Genomic DNA, 23938 nt, shown 5'->3' with positions numbered 1-23938 from the left:
TACACCTGATGACCTCCTACACACGGCGTCATCCCCTGCAGATGTACCGTCACCCCGACCCGCCTCCCTTTTCCTTCCACGCCGCCCGCATCGTGTCCGTCTCCGCGCAGCCCACAACGACCCCTCCCGACTGGACGCAGGACATGGATGGCGTGGCGCGCCTGCGTGACCGTGACTGCTTCATCCGGATCTACGACCACTTCATGCCGCGCCTGTGCATCTACCTGCGCGGCCGGGGTGCCACCGATGGCACCGCCGAGGAACTGGCGCAGGAGAGCCTGTTGCGGCTGTGGCTGAACGCAGCCGACTTCGATGCCTCGCGCAGTGCGCTGGGTACCTGGCTGTACCGCATCGCCCGCAACCTGCACATCGACCGGTTCCGCAGCGAGCGCGGCTGGTTGCAGGCGCAGGAGGCGGTGGAGGCCGCCGCGGTGGATGACCCGCCCGAGCGCACCTCGGCCGAGCAGTTCGTGGACCACGCGCGGCTGCGCCAGCGGATCAACGAACTTCCGGCGATCCAGGCACGGCTGGTGCGGATGTCGCATTTCGAAGCCAAGAGCCACAGCGAGATCGCGCAGGCGCTGAGCCTGCCGCTGGGTACGGTCAAGTCGCACCTGCGCCGTGCCTTCCTGCAGTTGCAATCCACCGTGCGGAGCGCCCCGTGAACCCTCGCCACCACCTGCACGAATCGACGTTGATGAGCTACGCCGCCGGTGCGTTGCCGCCGGCACTGGGCGTGGTTGCCAGCGCGCACCTGGAGGGCTGCGCGCATTGCCGGCAGCTGCTGCGCGATGCCGAGGCGATCGGCGCGGCGCTGCTGGACCAGACCCAGCCCGAGCCCGCCAGTGCGCGCCAGGCGGCCATGCGCGAGGCGATGCTGGCGCAGCTTGAGGCCGAGGAAGCGCGGGATACGCCGGTGCGCCCCCTGCGCCCGCTGGCGACGCCGGTGGCCGGCGACACGGCCGCGTCGTCGCATCCGGACCCGCTGCCGGTGTCCCTGCATCCGTATTTCGGGCCCTCGCTGCGCACGCTGCGCTGGCGCTGGATCGCGCCGGGCGTGCACTGCATCCGCGCGGCCAGCATGCCCTCGCTGATCATGCTGCGCATCGCGCCGGGCAAGTGCCTGCCGATGCACAGCCACGGCCAGAGCGAGCTCACCCAGATCCTGCGCGGCGCCTACAATGATGCGCTCGGCACCTTTGCCCCGGGCGACATGGCCGACCTGGACGAAGACGTCGAGCACCAGCCGGTCACCGCGCCAGGCGTGCCATGCATCTGCGTCTCGGCGCTGGATGCGCCGCTGCGCTTCAGCGGCTGGCTGGCGCGCAGCATGCAGCGTTTCGTGAAACTCTAGCGTTCTGGCCCGTCGAGGAACCGCATCATGAGCACTCCCTCCCGCCTGCAGGTCCTGATCACCGGTGCCAGCGGCCTGGTCGGGCAGGGCGTGTTGCGCGCCTGCCTGGCCTCACCGCATGTGCAGGGCGTGACCGCACTGGTCCGCCACGCCGGCGGGCTGCCCGACGGCGTGCGCGCGATCGTCCTGCCGGATTTCACCCGCGCCGATGCGTTGGGCGAGCAGCTCGCCGGTTTCCAGGCGTGCTTCTACTGCGCGGGGGCGCCGCCGATCGGCACGCCGGAAGCGGAGTATCGCGCGGTCACGTTGACGGCCACCCTGGCCGTGGCCCGGGCGTGGGCGTCGGCCAACCCCACCGGGCGATTCCTCTACGTCTCCGGCGCGCACGCCGATCCGGACAGCCGGTTCATGCCGCTGCGGATCAAGGGGGAAACCGAGGCCGCGCTGACGGCGCTTCCGATCCGCACTGTGATGCTGCGCCCGGGCGGCGTGCGTCCAGTCGCCGGGACCGGCACGCGGCACCCCCTGCTCAAGCCGCTGTACCTGTTCGGCGGGCCGGTGATGACGCTGGCCGCGCGGGCTGCGCCTGCGCTGGTGACCAGCAATGCGGCGGTCGGACGGGCCATGATCGAACTGGCCCGCATGCCGTCGCCACCGGCGGTGGTCGAGTGTGCCCGGATCAACCAACTGGCGGCCGACGCCGGCGGTTGACGGGGGTTCATCCCCGCGACGAGGGAAACACGGCCTCGTCACCGCGCCGGGCACACCGTGGATGGCGCGATGATTCCATCGCGTTGGAGCACGCAATGTCGGACATGAAGCGCACGCCCACCCAGGATCAGAAGGCCAACGCCAGCACCCACAGTGCAGGCCAGAAGCAACAGCAGCAGGACGCTGGACGCAAGAACGCGCCAGGCAAGGATGCCAAGGCCAAGGATGCCGGCTCACACAAGCAGCACAAGTGAGCGCATCGGTCATGCACCTGGAAGGGCCGCACGCTGCGGCCCTTTTTTACGCCTAGTCGGCGGCCTTGCCGAACGGCGGCCCGCTGCGCCCGCGGCGCACGGCATCGTCGACGCGGGTCACCAGCTCGTCGATGTTGAACGGCTTGCCGACGAAAGGCGTGCCTTGGTGTTGCTTGGGCACCATCTGGAAATAGACCGCCGAGGCGAACAGGAAAGGCGTGCCGAGTGCGGCCAGCCGGTCGGCCACGGGGAACACCGGGCCATCGCGCAACTCGATATCCAGCACGGCGGCATCGAAGTGCTGGTAGGACAACGTGCTCAGCGCATCGGTAACGGAGTCGGCGGCGACCACGTCGTAGCCGACCTCGGTGAGCACTTCAACGAACAGTTTGGACAGCTGGATCTCATCTTCCACTACCAGGATGAGGCTGCGTGCGGGGGGAGAATTCGGACGGCCGTTCATGAGGTTTGAAAGGTTCGGGCAGATGATCCTGTTCCTTTTCGTGTCAACGCGACGCCAACTGCGCTTTCGCTTTCGTTGACATCGGCACGCGTCACTGCGTGCCGTCGTCTTCTTCCAGGGCATCGTCATCCCAGGCGCTGGCCGCGTCCGCAGGCGCATCGGCGTCGGGATCCACCGGCTCCAGCAACGTGTAGTCGTCGCGGTCCGGATCACGGAACGCGCGGCTTACCGGATACGCCTCCAGTTCTGGCGTGCGCGCCTGTGCGCGCAGGTCGGCGGGAGCCTGCAGTGCGCCGGCCAGCCATGCCATGGCGACGTTGCCGTCGATGAACACCGGGCCATCGGGCGTGAGCGGGGCCGGTACGGCGGTGTTTGGGGCGGTCAGCACGGTGAAGCTGTCGATCTGGTCGCCGTCCGGATGCTCCCAGTGCTCCCAGAGCCCGGCGGCCAGCAGCGCCAACCCGTCCGTGCGCTGTACGAACAGTGGCCACGGCGGCTTGCGTTGCCTGTCCCACTTGTAATAACCGGTCATCGCGATCACGCACGGCCGCTGCTGCCAGGCCTGGGCGAAGATGCGGCTCCTGGCGGCGCGATCCAGCCGTGCGGTGACCGTGGTGTAGGGCGTGGTCGGCTCTTTCGACCAGCGCGGCACCAGGCCCCAGCGCATGTCGGCGGGCACGATGCTTCCATCGCCGTCGCGGGCGATCACGGTGGCCACGTCGTTCTTGCCGATGTTGTAGCGGTCCGGTGCATCGGCCAGCGCGTTGGCCAGCGATACGGGCAGGCCGCCGGGCAGGGAGGCGGCATCGGCAATGGCTTGGGCGAAGCGGCGCATGCGGGCAGGGTACGGCCGCCGTTGTGAGCCGCCAGTCAGTGTGACGCGCCGACGACGCCCGCCAGCGTCTAATCAGGTCCTGGCCGCCTGGAGCCCGGGGATGCCGCGCAGGAAAACACTGAAACTTGCCACCTACAACGTCAACGGCATCGGCAACCGGTTGCCGCAGCTGCTGGCATGGCTGGCCAAAGAAACCCCCGACGTGGTCGCGCTGCAGGAGCTCAAAGCGGTGGACCAGGCGTTCCCGGTGGCCGAACTGGAGGCGGCCGGCTACGGCGCGCTCTGGCTGGGCGAGCGCCGCTGGAACGGCGTGGCGTTGCTGGGCAGGGGGGTCACCCCGGTGCAGAGCCGGCGGCGCCTGCCGGGCGAGCCGGCCGACACGCAGAGCCGCTACATCGAGGCCGCCATCCACGGCATCGTGGTGGCCGGCATCTACCTGCCCAACGGCAATCCGCAGCCCGGGCCGAAGTTCGACTACAAGCTGCGCTGGATGCAGCGCCTGCACGCGCACGCCAAGACGCTGGTGGACCTGCCGCACCCGGTGGCGATCCTGGGCGACTTCAACGTCATCCCCACCGACGAGGACGTGTACGACCCCCGCGCCTGGCGCAAGGATGCGTTGCTCCAGCCGGAAACGCGCGCGGCCTTCGAGCGGCTGCTGGCGCAGGGCTGGACCGACGCACTGCGCCACTGCCATCCGGACGAACGCATCTATACGTTCTGGGATTACTTCCGCCAGCATGCCGAGCGTGACCGCGGGCTGCGCATCGATCATCTGCTGCTCAACGCGCCCCTGGCCGCCGGTCTGCAGGATGCCGGGGTAGACCGCTGGGTGCGGCTGCAGGACAAGGCCAGCGACCACGCCCCCACGTGGGCGGTGGTGGTGGCGCCTTGAAACCGCACCCGCGCAGGTAGGTAGAGTAGGCATCATGTCCGACCCGGTTCCGCCCGCCATCGCTGCCTTGGACGCGTTCGCGCCCGCCACCCGCGCCTGGTTCGCCGCCGCCTTCGATGCACCCACGCCGGTGCAGGCGCATGCATGGGCGGCCATCGGCGCCGGTGCGCATACGCTGGTGATCGCCCCGACGGGATCGGGCAAGACGCTGGCCGCCTTCCTACATGCCATCGACCAACTATTCCGCGAGCGCGAACGGCAGCCGCCCGCTGCCGCTGTGCCCATCGGCACGCGGGTGCTGTACATCTCACCGATCAAGGCACTCGGTGCCGACGTGCATCGCAACCTGCAGATTCCCCTGCAGGGCGTCAACGCCGCACGCGAGCGACGCGGCGACCCGGCGCTGAACCTCTCGGTCGGCATCCGGAGCGGGGATACCCCGGCCGCCGAACGCGCCCGGCTGGTGCGGCGGCCGCCGGACATCCTGATCACCACGCCGGAATCGCTGTTCCTGATGCTCACCTCGCAGGCACGCGAGACGCTGCGCGGCGTACACAGCGTGATCGTCGATGAAATCCACGCGGTGGCCGGCACCAAGCGCGGCAGCCACCTGGCGCTGAGCCTGGAGCGCCTGGACGCCTTGCTGGCGCAGCCGGCGCAGCGGATCGGGCTGTCGGCCACGGTGCGGCCGGTGGAACAGGTGGCCGCCTTCCTCGGTGGCGATCGCCCCGTCACCGTGGTCAATCCGCCCTCGGCGCGCCAGTTGGACGTGCGGATCGTGGTGCCCGTGGAGGACATGGCCGACATTCCCGCGCGCGCCGGCGACGAACCCGGCCGGGTAGGCTCGATCTGGCCCCACGTGGAAAGCAGCATCCTGGACCAGGTCCTGCAGCGGCGCTCCACCATCGTGTTCGCCAACTCGCGTGGCGTGGCCGAGAAACTCACCGCGCGCCTCAACGAGGTGTACGCAGAGCGCCTGGCACGCGATCCTGCGTTGCACGCCGCGCCGGCATCGGCGGCGGAGAGTGCCGACCCCGCATCGCACTACGGATCCTTCAACGGCGGCACCAGCGGGCGCACCGCCGGCGCACCGGCGCTGATCGCGCGTTCGCACCATGGCTCGGTCTCCAAGGAGCAGCGCCGCGACATCGAGCAGGCCTTGAAGTCCGGCGAACTGCGCTGCGTGGTGGCCACCTCCAGCCTGGAACTGGGCATCGACATGGGCCTGGTCGACCTGGTCATCCAGGTCGCCGCGCCGCCCTCGGTGGCCAGCGCGCTGCAGCGGGTGGGGCGCGCCAGCCACCAGGTCGGCGGCATTTCCACCGGCCTGGTCTACCCACGCACGCGGCGCGACCTGATCGACGCGACGGTCGCCATCGAAGGCATGCTGGCCGGCCGCATCGAGGCGGTGGACCCGCCCCGCAATCCGCTGGACGTGCTGGCCCAGCAGACCGTCGCCGCGGCGGCGATGGACACGCTGGACGTGGACGCCTGGTATGCCCGCGTGCGCCGTGCCGCGCCGTACCGCACGCTGCCGCGCAGCGCGTTCGATGCCACCCTGGACATGCTCGCCGGGCGCTATCCCTCCGATGACTTCGCTGGCTTCCGCCCGCGCCTGGTCTGGAACCGGCACACCGGTGAACTGAGCGCGCGCCCTGGCGCCAAGCAGTTGGCGGTCACCAGCGGCGGCACCATCCCCGACCGCGGCATGTTCAGCGTGATGCTGCCCGAAGGCGAAGAGCGTGCCGGCTCGCGCCGCGTCGGCGAACTGGACGAGGAAATGGTGCACGAGTCGCGGGTCAATGATGTGATCACCCTCGGCGCGACCTCGTGGCGCATCGAGCAGATCACCCATGACCAGGTGGTGGTCACCCCGGCGCCCGGGCGCTCGGCGCGGCTGCCGTTCTGGCGCGGCGAAGGCGTGGGCCGGCCGGCGGAACTGGGCGCGGCGGTAGGCGCGTTCCTTGCCGCCCTGGACGCAGCCGCCGATGGAGGCGAGGGTGGCATTCCGCCAGCGCTGGACGCGCGGCTGCAGGCCAGTGGCCTGGCCGGCAATGCCATCCGCAACATGCTGGGGCTGGTCGAGGAACAACGGCAGTCCACCGGCACGCTGCCCACTGACCGCCGGCTGGTGGTGGAGCGGTGCCGCGACGAAGCCGGCGACTGGCGGGTGATGCTGCATTCGCCCTATGGTCGCCGCGTCCACGATCCCTGGGCATTGGCGCTGGCCGGCCGTATCCGCGAGCGCTGGGGCGTGGACCCGACGGTGGTGGCCAGCGACGACGGCATCCTCCTGCGCGTCCCCGATGCCACCGGCCGCCTGCCGGGTGCGGCGCTGTTCCTGTTCGAGCCGGAACGGCTGCGCGACGAGGTGACCCGGGCGGTCGGCGGCTCGGCCCTGTTCGCCGCGCGTTTCCGCGAGTGTGCGGCGCGCGCGCTGCTGCTGCCGCGGCGCAGTCCGGGCCGACGCTCGCCACTGTGGCAACAGCGCCTGCGCGCCGGCGAACTGCTGGCCATCGCACAACGCTATCCGGATTTCCCGATCCTCCTCGAGGCCGCGCGCGAGTGCCTGCAGGACGTCTACGACCTCGACGCCCTGGCCGCGCTGATGCAGCGGCTGGCCGAAGGCGGCATCGAGATCGTCGAGGTCACCACCGAGGTGCCGTCGCCGTTCGCGGCGAACCTGCTGTTCGGCTACGTCGCCGAGTTCATGTATGGCACCGACGTGCCGCTCGCCGAACGCCGTGCGTCGGTGCTGTCGCTCGACAGCGGCCTGTTGGCGGACCTGCTGGGGCAGGTCGACCTGGGCGAACTGCTGGACCCCGCCGTGGTGGAGCAGGTCGGCAATCTCCTGCAACAGCGTGCGCCGGAACGCCGCGCCAAAGGCAAGGAAGGCGTGGCAGACCTGCTGCGCGTGCTCGGGCCGCTGTCGGTCACGGCGGTGGCCGAGCGCCTCGCCGACGCCACGCCCTATGCCCTCCAACACCTGCAGGCGCTCGAGCGCGAGCACCGGGCGATCCAGGTGCCCGTGGCCGGCAGCATGCGCTGGGCGGCTGTCGAAGACGCCGCGCGCCTGCGCGATGCGCTGGGCGTGATGCTCCCGGCCGAGGTGCCAGCCGTGTTCCGGCAGCCCTCCGTCGATCCATTGGGTGAGCTGCTCGCGCGTTATGCGCGCACCCACCGCCCGTTCACCAGCGCCGAGGCGGCCACTGCATTCGGGCTCGGCGTGGCGGTGGCGGACGCGGCGCTGGAGCGGCTTGCCACGCAGGGCAGCGTCCTCAAGGGCAGTTTCGGCGTCGTCCGTCGCCAGCAGGATGCGGCCACGTCGCCTGCCGGGCAGTCACCGTTGGCCACCCATGAGTGGGTGGGCGAAGACGTCCTGCGTCGGCTGCGCATGCGCTCGCTGCAGGCGGCCCGCGACGCTACCCAGCCAGTGCCGCCCGAGGCGTATGCGCTGTTGCTGTTGGAGCGGCACGGGCTGGTGGCGGATGCAACGCCGCCCGCACGCGGTGCGACCGCGTCCACCACGGGTGCGCTGGACGGCATCGACGGCGTGACCCGTGTGGTTGAGCTGCTGGCCGGCGTGCCGGCGCCTGTCTCTGTATGGGAAAGCCAGATCCTGCCGGCGCGCGTGCACGACTACGTGCCGGCGCTGCTCGACGCGTTGCTTGCCACCGGCGCTGTGGTCTGGTCTGGCCATGGCCGGCTGGGCGAGGACGATGGGCTGGTCTCCCTGCACCTGCAGGAGTTCGCGTTCGAGTCCTTGCCACCGCTGCCGCTGTCGGCGGAACACTCGCCGCTGCAAGAGGCGATCCTGCAGTTGCTGGCCGACGGCGGGGCGTACTTCGCCTGGCAGCTTGCCGCCGCGGTGCAGGCGCGCTGGACTGGCGCCGCCGGGGGGCAGGCGGGCGCGGAGGTCAGCCCCGATGCGCTGCACACCGCGCTGTGGGACCTCGCCTGGCGCGGCTACCTCACCACCGACATCTGGAATCCGCTGCGTGAGTTGGCCGGACTGCGGCCGCCGCGTCCGCGGGCACTGAGGACCTCGCGACGAAGCAGCCGGGTGCGCGGCATCCCGATGCACGATCCCGCGCTTGCGCCCAACGACGCCGCGCCGCGCGTGGTCGCGTTCACCGCCGCCACGCTGGCCGGGCGCTGGTCGTTGCTGCATCGGCAGGCCACCAGCGACACGCTGCGCGCGGTGGCCCTGGCCGACGCGCTGTTGGACCGCCACGCCATCGTCACCCGCGGCGCGGCCGTCGCCGAAGGCATCGCAGGCGGCTTTCCCGCCTTGCAGCAGGTGTATCGCGGCATGGAGGATGCCGGTCGCGTGCTGCGCGGCCGGTTCGTGGCGACGCTCGGCGGCGCGCAGTTCGCCGAGCGGACCACGGTGGACCGGCTGCGCGGGATCGCCGAGGCGTCGGGCGCCGGACGCTCCAGCGTCGCCGTCGCGCTGTCCGTGGTCGATCCGGCCAATCCGTTCGGCAGCGTGCTGGCCTGGCCACCGCATACCGCCTCCCTGCGGCCGCTGCGGCGCGCCGGCGCGCTGGTGGTCATCGTCGGTGGTCGCCTGCAGATGTACCTGGCGCAGGGCGGCCGGCATCTCCTGACGTGGCTCGACGCCGACGCCGACGCCACCCTGCTCGACGCGGCGGCCCAGGCGCTGGCCGCGGCGCTCGGGCGCACGCGGCGCGCCCGTTTCACCCTGGAGCTGATCGACGACGCGCCGGTCGCACGCAGCGCACTGATCGATGCGCTGCGCGCGGCGGGCTTCCGCAGCGATCCCAAGGGCCTGCGCTGGGACGGATGATCGCGCGGCGTTGGCCTGGGCGTTGCCGGTGCCGCGGGCCCAGGCAGCGGCGCGCGTCCACACACCGTCCTGCCTGCTCAGGCGACCACGGCCAGTTGGCCCGGCGAACCCGGTCGCAGCGCCAGCTTGTGGGTCACGTTGGTGATGCTGCGTCGGGGGTCGGTGGGGTGCGGCCGGGTGGACGTGTGGCTGTTGCCCTGCCGCCACAGCCCGAACATCACGATCTCCGCGCCCACCGGGAAGCGCTGCAGCCACGCGGCATCATCGTGACCCACGCTGACCTCGTAGAACTCCCGGCGATCCATCACCCCGGTCTTCTGGTATTTCGGCGCGCAGTTCAGATAGGTGGCGCCAGCGCCCGTGCCCGGAGGCGGCGAGCGGTGTGATCGCACCGTGCCGAGCAGGGCCATGGGCACCTCGTTGCTGGCCGCATCCAGCCGTGCCCAGGCCTCGTCGTAGTGCGCCGGGTCATGGAAGAACGCGTCCCAGGCCAGCTTTTTCTTGCCCAGCCGCAGCACCACGCGGTCGGCCAGCAGTGCGTCGTTGCCACACATCGCGCGCAGCACCAACAGCGTGGACAGGAGGCGCATCTGCTGCTCCGGCAGCGCGCCGCCGCCCCGTTTCAGGCCCTGGTGCAGCGCGAGCAGGCGCAGTTCGTGGCGGCCATCCTCCAGCCGCTGCACGAACGCCGGGTCGCTGGCCGCAGCGGCATCGAGCACTTCGGCCAGGTGCCCGGCCACGTTGTAACGGCACCCCGTCACGTGCGCCGCGCCCTTGTCCAAAGCGAAGTAACCGGGCATCGGGGCCGGGTACGCCGGATCCGTCTTCGGGCGCGGCCGCGCCGGCACGAAGATCAGCGGTGCGGCGCAGCCGGTGCTGTCGCAGAACAGCGCCGGCAGGGTCTGGGCGGCGTCGTGGCGCTGTTGCAGGCCGTCGACGCCGTGCACGGTGCCGTGCGAGCCGATCGCCCTGCGCATCTTGATGTCACCGCTCATCTCTAACCACTGCAGTACCGGGGCGCCACATGGTAGCCCCATCGGTGCCCATTGCCGCGTGGGCGGCTGCGGCCCGATGGGCGCGCCCCAGGCTCCGCTCGCTCCCTCGCCCCCGGGACACTGGCATCCCCGGCGTTGCTCGGGCAAGAATGGGCCATCACGGGACGTAACGGAGTACCTCCATGTACGCACGACGAATCGGGCTGGCGATGGCCTTGGGGTGCCTGGCGGCCGGCACGACTGCCCAGGTCCACGCCCAGGTGTACCGGTGCACCGGCAGCAACGGCGAGACTGTCTATGCACAGAACCCCTGCGGCGCCGGCGCGAAAGAGGTCAACGTGCGCTCCAACCGCGGCGCGACGCGCTCGTCCGCCGAGGTCGCCACGCGTACGGCGGTGTTCCGCTCCACCGACCTGTCCGATGCGTCCATCGCCGAACGCAATTGCGTGGCCTCGGCGCGGGCGAGCATCTTCGGCCCGGTGGACAGCCGCATCGCCGGCTACCAGCGGCAGGTGGGCGAGCTCAACCAGCAACTGGCCGCGCCGCGCGACAACCTGGCCAATGCCACCTATGAGTCCGGGGTGCGTACCCAGCTGGCCAGCCTGCAGCAGTCGATCAGCATGGAGCGCCAGACCGCCGAAAGCAGCCTCACCCAGGCCCGCGAACGGTGCGCCGACCAGCGCCGGGACCGCGAGGCGGCCATCGAGCGCAAGTATGCGGCCGATGCCGCGCAGCCCGAGGCCGGTGCGCCCGCCGCCGTCACGCGCTGAGGTATTGCCCGGCCAGCGCCGTGCGGGACCGTCCCGTCAGGGCTGCGTCACCGTCGACTGTACCAGGATCGCGCCCAGCACCTCGTCGTCGGAGAAGCCGCAATGGCCTTCGCCGGCACGGGCCAGCACGGTCGGCAACGGATCGGCGCCCGCCTTGGCCGCCAGGGCGGGATAGACCGGTTCGAAGCGCGGGTTGATGGTCGGATCATCGCGGTTGTACTGGATCACCAGCGGCCGCGACAGCGCGCCGGTCAGCCCCAGCTCGCGCCGCAGCGTCGCCTGCGCGGCGGGGTCGGCATCCAGCCGGCGCACCTCGGCATTGAATGCCGCGTCATCGCCGAATCCTGCATACACCGTGTCGCGGTTGCCGACCGGCATGCCGCCGCTGCGCTTGACCAGGTCGTGCAGCACCAGGGCATGCAGGCTGATCGTGCCCGGCAGCTGCTCGGCGGTGACCTGCAGCCGCGTGGCCAGCCGTGCCGCCACCGTTGGCTGGGCCTGCAGCGCGCCGGCGATGGCCGGGTACAGGTCGGCCTGCGGGATCGAGGCAGCGGCCGGCGAGGCCAGCCCCGCCGCGGGCAGCCCGCGTGCGCGCGGGAAGAAATGATCGAAGGCGAGCAGGGTGGTCAGCGTCTCGCTGGCCAGCACCTCGCCGGGTAGGTTGGCCCCGCACAGCGAGGCGCCGCCCGCGTAGTGCTGCGGATAACGCTCCAGCGTGGCGATGGCCACCGCGCCGCCCATCGAGAAGCCCAGCACCCAGGTCCGGCGCGTGGTCGGCTGGGTGGCGATGAAATGCGCGCGCAGGCGTTCGGTGTCGGTGATCGCATCGGCCACGGCCCAGCCTTGGCTGGCATAGCCGCTCTGGGCCACCGCGAAACCCGCCTTGAGCAGGGCGGCGGTCGACGGGTTGGCCGGCCAATCGGCAAGGCGTGGCGTGCCTGCCGGCTCGAAGCCATGCGCGAGCATCACCACCTCGCCGTTCCAGTGCGCCGGCAGATCGATGCGCCACGGCGCACCCTGCAGCACGCCGCTTTCCGTGCGCGCCGTAGCGGCCGCGTTGCTTGCCGCCGGCGCATCGTGGGCGGCGGCGGTGGCCGCCAGTGCGCCCAGGCCCAGGCAACATGCGAAGGTGAGGGCGGCGTGGCGGCGCATGGCGGGTGGGCTCGTGGCCTCAGTGCTGCAGGGTGAGCGGCTTCACCTCGGCCTTTTCCAGCAGGCGCTTGGTGAAGTAGCTGTCCTTGTAATACTTGATCTTGGCGCACAACACCGGGTGCGGCAGGCCTTCGTACAACACGATTTCCTTGTCCGGCCCCATCGCCTTGAGCTCCTGCGGGAGCATCAGCGCGCGCCGCTCCAGGACCTCGTTGTCCGACACGGAGCTGGACGGCCCATGCGAGCGCGTACGCGAACGGCGCTGGACCGTCGTATAGCCCAGCATCTCGGAATAGTCGTTCGCATCCTGCTGTTCGCGCGGCGCGTAGATGATCTGCAGCGCGTGGTTGGTGATGATCGTGCGCGACAGTTCCTTGCCATACACCGCATCCAGCTGCGCCATCGACTGGATGATCGGCAGCAGGCGGATGTTGTAGCCGGCCATGTACGAGACCGCCTTGGAGATGATGTCCACGCGGCCGATCGAGGTGAATTCGTCCATCAGCAGCAAGCACTGGTGCTTGAGCGCCTTGTCGTTCTGCGGCAGCGTCTTGGTGTTGACGTTGATCAGCTGGCTGAAGAACAGGTTCACGATCAGGCGGCTCTCGGCCAGCTTGTTCGGCTGGATGCCCACGTAGATGGTCATGCGCTTGCGGCGTACGTCGTCAAGGCGGAAATCATCGCCACTGGTGGCCGCGTCCAGCACCGGGTTCAACCACGGGTTGAGCGGCTCGCGGAACGAACCGATGATCGAGGCGAAGGTCACGTCCGCCTGCGACAGCAGGCCGGCGAAGGCGGTGCGCGCCTGCGCGCTGAGGAACGGCGCCTCGGCCATCTTCTGCAGGTACGGCTTGAGCTCGGTGCCGTCGCCGGAGGACAGGCGCAGCACCTGGCCCAGGGTCGGCTTGGGCGAGCCGGGCAGGGACTCGGCCTGCTCGAACAGATACAGGGTGAAGGCAAGGAAGGCGTTGCGGGCCTGGCCGGTCCAGAACTTGTCCTTGTCATCGCCATCGGGGTACAGCATCGCGCCGATCGCCTGCAGGTCGGACACGCGGAACGCGGGGTCGTTGGACACGTAGGTCAGCGCGTTCCAGCGATGCGAGCGGCGGTCTTCGGCAAACGGGTTGAACAGGTAGATCTCATGCCCGATCGACTGGCGCCAGCCGGAGGTCAGGTCGAAGTTTTCCTGCTTGATGTCCAGCACCACCGCCGATTCGCGGTAGTCCAGCAGGTTGGGGATGACCACGCCCACGCCCTTGCCCGAGCGCGTCGGCGCGGCCAGGATGACGAACTGCTGCCCGGTCAGGCGCAGCAGCTTGCCGTTCATCTGGCCCAGCACGATGCCGTCGTCCTTCTGCTTGAAGAAGCCCTTGCTGGCCAGGTCCATCATGCCGGCGAAGCGCGCCTTGCCGTGGATGTTGCTGTGGCTGCGCAGCTTGAACATCATCACCGTGACGGCCAGCCAGCCGGCGAACATCAGCACGGCCGAGATGGCGCCAGCGGCCTTGATGCGCCCGGCGTAGGGCATCACCTGGGGGTGGTTGAGGTTCTTGACGTACTGGTAGTACGTGCCGAACTTGGTCGCGCCGGTATCCAGCCCGAGGAACAGCAGGGTGAGCAGACCAGAAAGGTAGAGTGCCGCGATGGCCAGGATCACCGCCAGCACGGCGGAGATCAGGATACGGGGATTGTTCAAGGCGATTCCTTCGACTCGGACGTGCGTGCGTTTGCAGAGGGGGGGCAATGATGCCACGCCGCCGGGTTGCCCGCGCGGCGTGGGGGGTGGCCGCGTTACTTCGCCTTCGGGGCCGGGGCGGCGCCGCTGCCATCGACCAGGAGGTAGTCGCTGTTCTTGCTCCAGCGGCGCTGGTCATCGGCCAGCTTCACGCACGGCGTCCCGTCGCAGGAGGTGATGGACACCTGCTGCAGGGCTTCGAGCACCTGTGCGTCCACCTGCGCCCGTTGCGCACGCTGCACGTTGTTCCATGCGGTGTAGGCGGTGGCGCCGATGATCGCGGCCGAGGCCAGTGCGATCGCGATCAGTGATTTCCAGGCCAGGGCGCGCATCCGCGATGCGGCGGACAGGTGCTCGCGCTGCAGCTGGTCGGCCAGCTGGCGCAGGCGATCCCCGGATTCGGCGATGGCTTCCACCGCCGCCGGAATTTCCTGCGAGAGCGCTTCGCGCACCGCACTTCGCGCGCTGTGCGCCAACTCCGCGCGTCCAGCGGCAACGCCCTGCCCAACGTCGGCGGCCGCCTGCCGCAGCTCGGCGGCGGCGTGCTTCTGGTCGGCAATCGCCTTGTCACATTGCTGTGTCAGGTGTCCCGCAAGCAATGCGGAATTGGTGACGAACTCTTCCATCCGTGTCTGATCCACTACGCACCTGTCGAAATCAGGGGGGCCATCTAGGCGGGAGACGCATGTTGCCAGATTGGAATGACGCGCGGCGACTCTGATGCGTGTCACACATTGTAAGAATTATCTGACAGTGTTCAGTGCTTGTTCGTAAATCGTTCGCATGGCATATTGCCATTTCGATCAACGCTGTGACTCGTCCGCGTGAAATATTCTTCACAAGAAGAATCCTTCACATCCCGGTCGTGTTCGCCTCGTATGATTTCGTGTGAAGGTCTGGTGCAGCTTCACGGGGAATGAAGCGATTGCCACGTTGTGTAGCAGTCGATGGTGTAGTCGGAAAAGGAATTTCCAGATGATTGATGTCAAACGGGGAAAGAAGAGCGGGCCGCGGCCTGCCAAGGTTCTTCCGGGGTGTGGGAGCCCCTTGCCGTCGCTTGCACGCGGCAAACATCGCACTGAAATCCAGTAGTGGTACGTACTGCTTGCTCCCCCCGGGGGGAGTGTCGGGCAGCGATCTGCTGCATACAAAAACTATGTCTACGGTGACTTCGTGAACTGCAGTAAGCCGAATAGAAATGTGATGGCCGTCGCATTACTCTCTCTGACCGCCGTCCTGGCCGGGTGCGCTACGCCGCCGGCGTCCGAGCCGCGTGGCAAGTGGATGCCGGTCAATCGGATGTCCGAAACGACGATCGCCATTCCCTTGAACCAGTCCTACATCTACCAGGCCGCGCCGATCGACAAGACCCTCAAGGGCCTGGTCACGCGCTGGGCCAAGGATTCGGGGCTGACCCTGTCCTACCAGCACCCCAACGACTACACGCTGTACGGCCCGGTCGCCAAGATCCGCACCTCCAGTGCGGGCGAAGCGGCGGCGGCGTTGTCGGCGGCCTATGCCCCGCAGGGCGTGCTGGTCACGGTCGACAACGCACGCATCACCGTCAGCGTCGCTGGTGCGTCCGCCGCAGCGGGGGCTTCGGCCGCCGATGCCTCTGACCAGTAGTCGAGGCGCCCCGCATGTTCGGTAAAAAGAAAACCACCTCGCCCGAAATCGACCGGGCCGTCTCCCAGGGCGTGAACTTCGAGATCACCCTGGCCGAGCGCGCGCGTCGCAGCGAGCGGCGGGCCTGGATGGTCGCCTGGGCGGCCATCCTGATGTCGCTGCTGCTGGCCGGCGGCTACTTCCTGTTCCTGCCGTTGAAGGAAAAGGTCCCGTACCTGGTCATGGCCGATCCCTACACCGGCACCGCGTCGGTGGCACGCCTCACCGGCAACTTCGCCGACCGCGAGGTCACCGCCGAAGAAGCGATCAACAAGAGCAACGTGGCGCAGTTCATCCTGGCGCGCGAGTCCTACGATTCGGGCCTGATCGGCCAGCGCAACTGGCGCACCACGCTGTCCATGGCCGGCCCGGCGGTCGCGCCGGCGTACATGGCGCTGCACGCCGAGAGCAATCCGGAACGCCCGTTCCGGCTGTACGGCGCGTCGCGCGCGGTCAATGTCCGCATCCTCAGCATCGTGCTGATCGGCGGCGGGGAAGGGCGCGTGCCCACCGGCGCCACGGTCCGCTTCCAGCGCACGGTGTATGACAAGAGCAACGGGCGTACCCAGCCGCTGGACAGCAAGATCGCCACGATGGAATACACCTACGACAAGACCATGCGCCTGAGCGACGAAGACCGCCTGGCCAATCCGCTGGGGTTCCGCGTCACCAACTACCGCGTGGACAACGACTTCGCGCCCACGCCGACCGCACCGTCTGCGGCGGTGTTCCGTCCCGATGGCGCGGCTGCCGCCCCGATGCAGGCCGACCCGGCTGCTGCCGCGCAGGTGGCTTATCCCGGCGCCGTGCCGGCACCCGGCAGCGTGCCCGGTGCGGTGCCTGGCGCAGTGCCTGGCGCAGCACCCGGCGTGATGCCGGCGCAGGATCCCAATACCGGCGCATTGCCACCGATGCCAGCCGAACAGATGAACGCACAGAGTCAACAAGGGGGAGTTGTACGATGAGTAGCCCGATGCAGGCGTTCCTGCGCGGCGGCCTGGCTCTGCTGATGATGGCGGGCCTGGCACTGCCAGCCTCGGCCAAGGTCGTGGAAGAGTACGAATACGGCGCCGACAAGGTGTACACCATCCGCACCGGCCTGGGCATCACCACCCAGATCGAGCTGAGTCCGCATGAAGAAATCCTGGACTACAGCAGCGGCTTCGGCGGCGGCTGGGAAATCAGCCGGCGCGAGAACGTGTTCTACCTCAAGCCCAAGAATGTGGACGTGGACACCAATCTGATGGTGCGTACCGCGGCCCATTCCTACATCTTCGAACTGAAGGTGGTCGCCACCAACTGGCGCGCCCTGGAAGACGCCAAGTCCTCCGGCGTGCAGTACAAGGTCCGCTTCACCTACCCGGCCGACACCCTGTTCGCCGCGCAGGAAGAGAAGAAGGAAGACGAAGCCGTCTCCGAGCTGAGCACCGACGTGGTGCCCGGGCGCGACTACTACTACAACTACGATTACACCTACCGCAAGCGTCAGCCGACCTGGCTGGTGCCGGCCTCGGTGTATGACGATCGTCGCTTCACCTACCTTCGCATGGGCGACCGTTCGCGCTTCCCCAGCGGCAATTTCCCCGCGGTATTTGCGCGTGACAGCAAGACGGGCGAGGAGTTCATCGTCAACTCGACCATCGAAGGGGACACCATCGTGGTGCACGGCACCTACGCCTATCTCGTCGTGCGGCACGGCGACAATGCAATCGCCCTGCGCAGGAGGCCGGAGCTGTGAATCAGATTCCTCCCAACGAGCATGACCACGAGCCCGTACCGGCTGGCGCCCCGGCGCCCGCGCCGGCGGACTACTCCAACCCGTATACCCGCCGCAGCCAGGGCGCCGAGCCGGGCCTGGACGGTGAGTCGTCGCCGTACCTGCGCGCCGACGACGTCCAGCGCCTGAACCGCAAGGCGCTCGCCTTCCTGGCGGCGATCGTGCTGGCGCTGGGTGCGCTGGCCATCTGGATCTTCTCCGGCGGCCTCTCCTCCGACAAGGAAGAGGTCAAGAAGGCGCCCAGCGCGCAGGTTGTCATTCCTGCCGCGCCGCGCGACCTGCCGGAACTGCCGCCGGAACAGCCGGTTGCCCAGGCCCCGCAGATGGTCGAGCAGCTGCCGCCGTTGCCGGTGGTCGATGACAGGCCCGAGCCGATGCTGATGGGCGACAACGGCGGTCCGCGCCAGCCCGAGCCGATGTCGCTGCTGGAGCGTCGCATGCTGGACGCCGGTGCGGCCCAGGCCGCCGCGCAGGGCGAGGGTGAGGCACAGCCGCCGTACCCGATGATGCCCGGCATGCCCGGTGCCCAGGCCGCGCCGCCGCCGCGTCGTGCCGCCGACGGCCCGACCAGCGCACAGCCGCTGTACAAGCCGAGCACGCTGCTGCTGCGCGGTACGTACATCCGCTGCGTGCTGCAGTCCCGCGTGATCTCGGACTTCCCGGGCTACACCTCGTGCGTGGTCACCGAACCGGTCTACTCGTTCGATGGCAAGCGCCTGCTGCTGCCGCGCGGTTCCAAGATCCAGGGCTCCTACGGCGGGGACGACACCATCGGTGACCGCGTGGCGATTGTGTGGGATCGCATCACCACGCCCACCGGCCTGGACGTCAACATGAAGAGCCCGGGCGTGGACAACCTCGGCTCGGCCGGCAATCCGGGTTACTACAACGCGCATTGGGGCCAGCGTATCGCCTCGTCGCTGCTGATCAGCATCCTGGCGGATGCCTTCAAGTACGCCGCCGCGGAGAATGGTCCGGAGAGCTCGACCGTCGTCAACGGTGCCGTCGTGCAGAACCCGTATGAAAGCGCCACCGCACGCACCATGGAGCGCATGGCCAACGTCGCCATGGAACGCAACATGGCCCGTCCGGCCACGGTGACCATCAATCAGGGCACGATCGTGAACGTCTACGTCTCCCGCGACGTCGACTTCTCGGCCGTGATCCGCTGAGCGAAGACACTGGAATGAGCAGCGAAACGGCCACCGTCGCCAAGGTCTCCAACGATTTCCTGGATTATCAGTACCATATCCTGGGAATCGGCGAGCACATGCAGTCGTCCGACGTGACCGAAATCTGTATCAATCGGCCGGGTGAGCTGTACCTGGAAACCCGCGACGGTTGGCACCGCGCCGATGCCCCCACGCTCACCTATGAGCGTGCGCGGCAGTTCTGCACCACGGTGGTCAACGAGAGCAACACCGGCCAGCGCATCACCGATGCCGACCCGATGGTCTCGTTGACCTTCCCGACCGGGCAGCGTGCGCAGTTCGTGATCCCGCCCGCCTGCGATTCGGGGCGGGTCTCGATCACCATCCGTATGCCGGCACGGTTCGGCAAGTCGCTTGAGCAATACGAGGAAGACGGCTTCTTCAGCGAGATCCTCGAGCAGGCGCCCACGTTGAGCGACCACGACCGCGAGCTGGTCGAACTGCGTGCCCAGCGCGACTACGCCACCTTCTTCAAGAAGGCCGTCCAGTACCACAAGAACATCGTGGTCTCCGGTGCCACCGGCAGCGGCAAGACCACCTTCATGAAGTCGCTGGTCAACCACATCTCCCACCAGGAGCGCCTGGTGACCATCGAGGATGCGCGCGAGCTGTTCCTGGCGCAGCCCAACGTGGTCCACCTGCTGTATTCCAAGGGCGGGCAGAGCTCAAGCAACATCACCGCCAAGTCGTGCATGGAAGCATGCCTGCGCATGAAGCCGGACCGCATCATCCTGGCCGAGTTGCGCGGCGACGAGTCGTTCTACTTCATCCGCAACTGCGCCTCCGGCCACCCCGGCTCGATCACCAGTTGCCACGCCGGCAGCACCTCGCAGACCTGGGACCAGCTCGCGCTGATGGTCAAGGCCTCCAACGAAGGCTCGGGCCTGGAGTTCGAGGTCATCAAGCGCCTGCTGAAGCTCACCATCGACGTGGTGGTGCACATCAAGGCGCATGCCGGCCGCCGTTTCATTACCGGGATCGATTTCGATCCCACCCGAGGGCTCGCGGAATGACCGGTATCGCTACCAGCGTCATCCGCGGACGCTCGCCTGCGTTGCGTGCCCGGGTTGCGCGCACCACTGGAAGGAGGGGCTCCTGATGTTGCCAGGTCTTGAGTTGGCGGCATGCACCGAACTGGCCGTGCCGGCAGAGGTCATGCACCACGTCGTCCGCGTGGAATCGTCCTTCAATCCCTATGCCATCGGCGTCGTCGGTGGCCGGCTGGCGCGCCAGCCCAAAAACCTCGGCGAAGCCCTGTCCACGACCAAGATGCTGGAACGCGAGGGCTACAACTTCTCGCTGGGGCTGGCCCAGGTCAACCGCTACAACCTGCAGAAGCAGGGGCTGGACAGCTATGAGAAGGCCTTCAGCATGTGCCCGAACCTGCAGGCGGGCTCGCGCATCCTGGCCGAGTGCTACAGCCGTTCCAAGCAGGACTGGGGCAAGGCCTTCAGCTGCTACTACTCCGGCAACTTCACCACCGGCTATCGACACGGCTACGTGGACAAGGTCATGACCTCCTGGCGCGGCTCGGTCGCCGCCGCCGGCGGTGCCATCCCGGTTATCCGCAATCGCGGCGGCAGCGCGCCGGTCACCCGGATCCAGGTGCCGGTGGAGCCAGCGGCCAGCCGCGTGCTGCGCCGGATCGAGGAAGCCGCGCTGAGCGGGGCCGGGATCGCGCCGGCCACCCGCAGCAGCGGGTACTCGGCGGCGGCCGGCCAGGTCTATCCCTCGTCCCAGGCCAGTTCGGTCTATCCGACCTCCACCGCCAACGGCGTCTATCCGACCTCCAACGCGCAGTCCGTGTACCCGGCCACGGCCGTGCCCGCGCGGCGTGCCGCAGGGCAGGGCGGCACCGGCCCCGAGGCCGCCCTCCAGGCCATTCTGGCCGGCGCACAGGGTTCCGAAGACGCGCCGGTCCTGCTCCAACCCAGTGGTGCGCCCCCGGTTTCACAACCGGCCGGTGCACCGCCCGCTACGCTGCCCTCGGGGGCGGCGGGGCGACGCTCACCGATTTCGAACCAGACACCGGCCGCGGGAGTCCCTGAAAGGGACGCCGCGTTGGTGTTCTAGGTCGATTTCGACTCCGGCCGATGCCCGGCCTTGTAGTAAAGCGCAGTTCTCTCCTTCCACAACCACGGGGATTCAACCCATGAAGATCGAAGCCAAGCGTCACCTCTCCACCATCGCCCGCCGGGTCTCCTCGGCCACCGCTGCAGCCACCCTGTTCGCGCTGCCGCTGATCGCCATGGCACAGGACGGCAGCGGTGCGACCGGCAGCGTCACCAAGTTCTTCGCAAACGTCAACGGCATCCTCAACGTCGCCTCGATCGCGGTCGTGACCATCGCGGTGATCTTCGCCGGCTACCAGATCGCCTTCGCCCACAAGCGCATCGCCGACGTGGCACCGGTCCTGATCGGCGGCTTCCTGATCGGCGCCGCCGCCCAGATCGCCAAGATGCTGCTGCCGGCCGACGTGACCTCCACCGCCATGGTCATCGCGGAATCCCTGCTGAAGTATGCATAAGAACGCGCTATTTCGCGGTTGCACACGCCCGGCCATGTTCATGGGGGTGCCGTATCTCCCCTTTGCCATGGCAGCGGGCGCGTGCATTCTTTGCACGTTCTACTTCAACATGTTTTTCCTGCTGCTGCTGCCGGTGATCATCATGGTCATGCGGCAGATGGCCCGTCGGGACGAAATGATCTTCCGCCTGCTGGGGCTGCGGCTGCAGTTCCGCTTCAGGGCCAGGAACATCAAGCACCATAACGGCATGTGGGTGTTCACACCCAACAGCTACCGCAAGTCGCTCGAAGAATCCTCCACGGACTAGTCCAATGCTGGCGCCAGATACCCCGATCGCCGATTTCATCCCGCTGTCTTCGCACGTGTCACCGCAGGTCGTGAAAACGACGGGCGGCGACTACCTCATCATCTGGCGCCTGGACGGGTTGCCGTTTGTCGGGCGAGAAGAGTGGGAGCTGGAGCACCGGCACAACACCTTCAACCGGATGTTGCAGACGCTGCGTGCGCCGGATTTCGTGAACGTCGCGTTCTGGGTGCACGACATCCGTCGACGCGGTCGGGTGGAGCTGCGCAGTTCGTACGAGCATGTGTTCAACCAGCAGCTGTCGGATGAGTACTTCCAGCGGCTCTCGTCTGAAAAGATCATGCAGAACGAGCTGTACCTGACCATGCTCTACCGGCCGATCGTGTCCGGCAAGCGGTTCGTGGAGAAATCCGCGGATGTCTCGCGGCTGCAGTCCGAAGAGGACCAGGCCGTGGGCAAGATCATGGAGCTGGCCGGCAACGTGGAAGCGGTGCTGAAGGACTATGCACCGGTCCAGTTGGGCATGTACGAGGAAAAGAACGGCGTGGTGTTCTCGGAGGTGCTGAGCTTCCTCGGCTACCTGCTGAACCGGGTCGAAGAGCCGGTGCCCGTCCTGCGGGCACCGGTCTACGACTACCTGCCGGTCTCGCGCCACATGTTCTCGGCGCGCTCGGGCGATTTCGTGATCAACACCCCGAGCGGCAAGAACCATTACGGCGCCATCCTCAACATCAAGGAATACACGGATGCCACCTATCCGGGCATCCTGAACAACCTGAAGTACCTGGATTTCGAGTACGTCATCACCCATTCCTTCAGCCCGATGGGCCGCCAGGATGCGCTCAAGATCCTCGAGCGTACCAAGGGCATGATGATTTCCTCCGGAGACAAGGCAGTCAGCCAGATCTCCGAAATGGATTACGCCATGGACCAGGTGGCGTCCGGCAACTTCGTGCTGGGCGAGTACCACTTCATCCTGACGCTGTACGCCGACGACCAGAAGTCGCTGTCGGTCAACCTGGCAACGGCCCGCGCCGAGCTGTCCAACGCCGGTTTCGTCTCGGCCAAGGAAGACCTCGCGGTCTGTTCCTCGTTCTACTCGCAGCTGCCGGGCAACTGGAAGTACCGCACGCGCGTGGCCAACGTAAGTTCGCTGAACTTCCTGGGCCTGTCGCCGCTGCACAACTTCGCCACCGGCAAGCGCGACAACAACCCGTGGGGACAGTGCCTGACCGTGCTGCAGACCACCAACGGGCAGCCGTACTACTTCAATTTCCATGCCACCCACCCGGCCGAGAATTCGCTGGGTGAGAAGGCGATCGGCAACACAATGGTGATCGGCAAGTCCGGTACCGGCAAGACCGCGTTGATCAACTTCCTGCTCAGCCAGGTGCAGAAGTACGATCCGTCGCCGACCATCTTCTTCTTCGACAAGGACCGCGGCGCCGAGATCTTCGTGCGCGCCTGCGGCGGCAACTACCTGGCACTGGACAACGGCGAGCCCACCGGCTTCAACCCGTTCCAGTGCGAGAACACCGACGCCAACGTGCAGTTCCTCGGCGACCTGGTCAAGGAGCTGGCCGGCAAGGTCACCTATTCGGCACGCGAAGAAGAGGACATCTTCCGCGCGGTGGAAAGCATGCTGGACATGCCGATGCAGTATCGGACCATGACCAACTTCCAGAAGAGCCTGCCCAACATGGGCGACGACGGCCTGTATGCGCGCATGCGCAAGTGGACCGCCGGCAACACGCTGGGCTGGGTCTTCGACAACCCGGTCGACATCATCGACCTGGAAAAGGCCAACATCATCGGCTTCGATTACACCAATGTGATCGACAACGTCGAAGTGCGCGTGCCGGTCATCAACTACCTCCTGCACCGCCTGGAGGAGCTGATCGACGGTCGCCCGCTGATCTACGTGATGGACGAATTCTGGAAGATCCTCGACGGCGGTGGCGCGCTGAAGGACTTCGCCAAGAACAAGCAGAAGACGATCCGTAAGCAGAACGGCCTGGGCATCTTCGCCACCCAGAGCCCGGAAGATGCGCTGGCCAGCGACATCTCCGCGGCGCTGATCGAACAGACCGCCACATTGATCCTGCTGCCCAACCCCAATGCGTCCCGCGAGGAGTACATGGAGGGGTTGAAGCTAACCGAGGCCGAGTTCGAGGTGGTCGTCAAGCTCGACGAACGCTCGCGCAGCTTCCTGGTCAAGCAGGGCCACGGCTCCACCGTCTGCCAGCTCAATCTGCGCGGCATGGACGACGCCCTGGCGGTCATCTCGGCCAGCACGGACAACATTGAAATCATGGATCGCATCGTGCGCGAGCAGGCCGAGCGACTCGAAATCGACCGATCGGAATTGACCCCGGACCAATGGCTTGAAGCCTTCTATGCAAACCGCAAGGGCTCCGGCCGTGGTGGCAAGACAGGCGGGGAAACTTCTGAACGCAGGCGGGCGGTTACGCGCTGATATC

General features: G+C 67.9%; 22 protein-coding genes. 16 read left to right on the top strand and 6 right to left on the bottom strand.

Annotated features, from left to right (window positions below):
• Positions 1 to 41 precede the first annotated feature (41 nt).
• The 4 genes from AC1DGC_RS00360 to AC1DGC_RS00345 all read left to right on the top strand — a co-directional run bounded on the left by AC1DGC_RS00360 (position 42) and on the right by AC1DGC_RS00345 (position 2319).
• Complete coding sequence (locus AC1DGC_RS00360; protein WP_310439316.1) at positions 42 to 665, top strand: sigma-70 family RNA polymerase sigma factor; 624 nt, start codon at positions 42 to 44, stop codon at positions 663 to 665.
• Entirely contained in the window at positions 662 to 1354 is a 693-nt protein-coding gene (locus AC1DGC_RS00355; protein ID WP_259203043.1) for a ChrR family anti-sigma-E factor, read from the top strand. The genes AC1DGC_RS00360 and AC1DGC_RS00355 overlap by 4 nt, the downstream gene beginning before the upstream one ends.
• A gap of 27 nt (positions 1355 to 1381) precedes the next feature.
• Positions 1382 to 2065 carry an NAD(P)H-binding protein gene (locus AC1DGC_RS00350; protein ID WP_478046965.1) on the top strand — a complete coding sequence of 228 codons (684 nt, stop codon included), beginning with the start codon at positions 1382 to 1384 and terminating at the stop codon, positions 2063 to 2065.
• A gap of 95 nt (positions 2066 to 2160) precedes the next feature.
• On the top strand, positions 2161 to 2319 hold the full coding sequence (locus AC1DGC_RS00345) for a hypothetical protein (RefSeq protein WP_394163504.1): 159 nt from the start codon (positions 2161 to 2163) through the stop codon (positions 2317 to 2319).
• A 52-nt stretch (positions 2320 to 2371) separates the two neighbouring features.
• Here AC1DGC_RS00345 and AC1DGC_RS00340 read toward each other — a convergent pair whose 3' ends face one another.
• Both AC1DGC_RS00340 and AC1DGC_RS00335 read right to left on the bottom strand, forming a co-directional pair.
• A complete protein-coding gene (locus AC1DGC_RS00340; RefSeq protein WP_478046964.1) occupies positions 2372 to 2782 on the bottom strand; it encodes a response regulator transcription factor in 411 nt (136 codons plus the stop codon).
• A gap of 91 nt (positions 2783 to 2873) precedes the next feature.
• A complete protein-coding gene (locus AC1DGC_RS00335) occupies positions 2874 to 3617 on the bottom strand; it encodes an SOS response-associated peptidase (RefSeq protein WP_478046963.1) in 744 nt (247 codons plus the stop codon).
• Between the two features lie 100 nt (positions 3618 to 3717).
• Between AC1DGC_RS00335 and xth the strand changes: the two genes are divergently transcribed.
• Positions 3718 to 4512: an exodeoxyribonuclease III gene (gene xth / locus AC1DGC_RS00330; RefSeq protein WP_478046962.1), complete on the top strand. Its 795-nt coding sequence runs from the start codon at positions 3718 to 3720 to the stop codon at positions 4510 to 4512.
• A 34-nt stretch (positions 4513 to 4546) separates the two neighbouring features.
• Complete coding sequence (locus tag AC1DGC_RS00325) at positions 4547 to 9322, top strand: ATP-dependent helicase (RefSeq protein ID WP_478046961.1); 4776 nt, start codon at positions 4547 to 4549, stop codon at positions 9320 to 9322.
• A gap of 77 nt (positions 9323 to 9399) precedes the next feature.
• Here AC1DGC_RS00325 and AC1DGC_RS00320 read toward each other — a convergent pair whose 3' ends face one another.
• Complete coding sequence (locus tag AC1DGC_RS00320; RefSeq protein WP_478046960.1) at positions 9400 to 10317, bottom strand: hypothetical protein; 918 nt, start codon at positions 10315 to 10317, stop codon at positions 9400 to 9402.
• Between the two features lie 182 nt (positions 10318 to 10499).
• Here AC1DGC_RS00320 and AC1DGC_RS00315 point away from each other — a divergent pair, with 182 nt between their 5' ends.
• On the top strand, positions 10500 to 11087 hold the full coding sequence (locus AC1DGC_RS00315; protein WP_478046959.1) for a DUF4124 domain-containing protein: 588 nt from the start codon (positions 10500 to 10502) through the stop codon (positions 11085 to 11087).
• A 36-nt stretch (positions 11088 to 11123) separates the two neighbouring features.
• On the opposite strand, the gene AC1DGC_RS00310 is transcribed toward AC1DGC_RS00315, so the two are convergent.
• The 3 genes from AC1DGC_RS00310 to AC1DGC_RS00300 all read right to left on the bottom strand — a co-directional run bounded on the left by AC1DGC_RS00310 (position 11124) and on the right by AC1DGC_RS00300 (position 14600).
• Entirely contained in the window at positions 11124 to 12239 is a 1116-nt protein-coding gene (locus AC1DGC_RS00310; RefSeq protein WP_478046958.1) for an alpha/beta hydrolase family protein, read from the bottom strand.
• Between the two features lie 19 nt (positions 12240 to 12258).
• Positions 12259 to 13935: a type IV secretory system conjugative DNA transfer family protein gene (locus AC1DGC_RS00305; RefSeq protein WP_394163520.1), complete on the bottom strand. Its 1677-nt coding sequence runs from the start codon at positions 13933 to 13935 to the stop codon at positions 12259 to 12261.
• A 95-nt stretch (positions 13936 to 14030) separates the two neighbouring features.
• Complete coding sequence (locus AC1DGC_RS00300) at positions 14031 to 14600, bottom strand: hypothetical protein (RefSeq protein WP_259203030.1); 570 nt, start codon at positions 14598 to 14600, stop codon at positions 14031 to 14033.
• A 673-nt stretch (positions 14601 to 15273) separates the two neighbouring features.
• Here AC1DGC_RS00300 and AC1DGC_RS00295 point away from each other — a divergent pair.
• From AC1DGC_RS00295 to AC1DGC_RS00255, 9 genes are all read left to right on the top strand, one after another.
• Complete coding sequence (locus AC1DGC_RS00295) at positions 15274 to 15600, top strand: hypothetical protein (RefSeq protein WP_259203029.1); 327 nt, start codon at positions 15274 to 15276, stop codon at positions 15598 to 15600.
• A 14-nt stretch (positions 15601 to 15614) separates the two neighbouring features.
• A complete protein-coding gene (locus AC1DGC_RS00290; protein WP_259203028.1) occupies positions 15615 to 16604 on the top strand; it encodes a VirB8 family type IV secretion system protein in 990 nt (329 codons plus the stop codon).
• Positions 16601 to 17377, top strand: coding sequence for a TrbG/VirB9 family P-type conjugative transfer protein (locus AC1DGC_RS00285; protein ID WP_394163523.1), 777 nt, complete (start codon positions 16601 to 16603; stop codon positions 17375 to 17377). Before AC1DGC_RS00290 ends, AC1DGC_RS00285 begins: the two co-directional genes overlap by 4 nt.
• Complete coding sequence (locus AC1DGC_RS00280) at positions 17374 to 18588, top strand: TrbI/VirB10 family protein (protein ID WP_478046957.1); 1215 nt, start codon at positions 17374 to 17376, stop codon at positions 18586 to 18588. The genes AC1DGC_RS00285 and AC1DGC_RS00280 overlap by 4 nt, the downstream gene beginning before the upstream one ends.
• A 14-nt stretch (positions 18589 to 18602) precedes the next feature.
• Entirely contained in the window at positions 18603 to 19640 is a 1038-nt protein-coding gene (gene virB11, locus AC1DGC_RS00275; RefSeq protein ID WP_259203025.1) for a P-type DNA transfer ATPase VirB11, read from the top strand.
• A gap of 85 nt (positions 19641 to 19725) precedes the next feature.
• On the top strand, positions 19726 to 20700 hold the full coding sequence (locus tag AC1DGC_RS00270) for a lytic transglycosylase domain-containing protein (protein WP_310439200.1): 975 nt from the start codon (positions 19726 to 19728) through the stop codon (positions 20698 to 20700).
• A gap of 79 nt (positions 20701 to 20779) precedes the next feature.
• On the top strand, positions 20780 to 21154 hold the full coding sequence (locus AC1DGC_RS00265; RefSeq protein WP_259203024.1) for a TrbC/VirB2 family protein: 375 nt from the start codon (positions 20780 to 20782) through the stop codon (positions 21152 to 21154).
• Positions 21147 to 21461 (top strand): VirB3 family type IV secretion system protein, encoded by a 315-nt coding sequence (locus AC1DGC_RS00260; RefSeq protein WP_478046956.1) that lies wholly within the window; start codon positions 21147 to 21149, stop codon positions 21459 to 21461. Before AC1DGC_RS00265 ends, AC1DGC_RS00260 begins: the two co-directional genes overlap by 8 nt.
• A gap of 4 nt (positions 21462 to 21465) precedes the next feature.
• Positions 21466 to 23934, top strand: coding sequence for a VirB4 family type IV secretion/conjugal transfer ATPase (locus AC1DGC_RS00255; protein ID WP_259203022.1), 2469 nt, complete (start codon positions 21466 to 21468; stop codon positions 23932 to 23934).
• Positions 23935 to 23938 lie beyond the last annotated feature (4 nt).

The sequence above is a fragment of the Stenotrophomonas sp. 05N37 genome (genome assembly GCF_056397365.1).
This window is presented reverse-complemented; position numbering and strand designations above follow the sequence as displayed.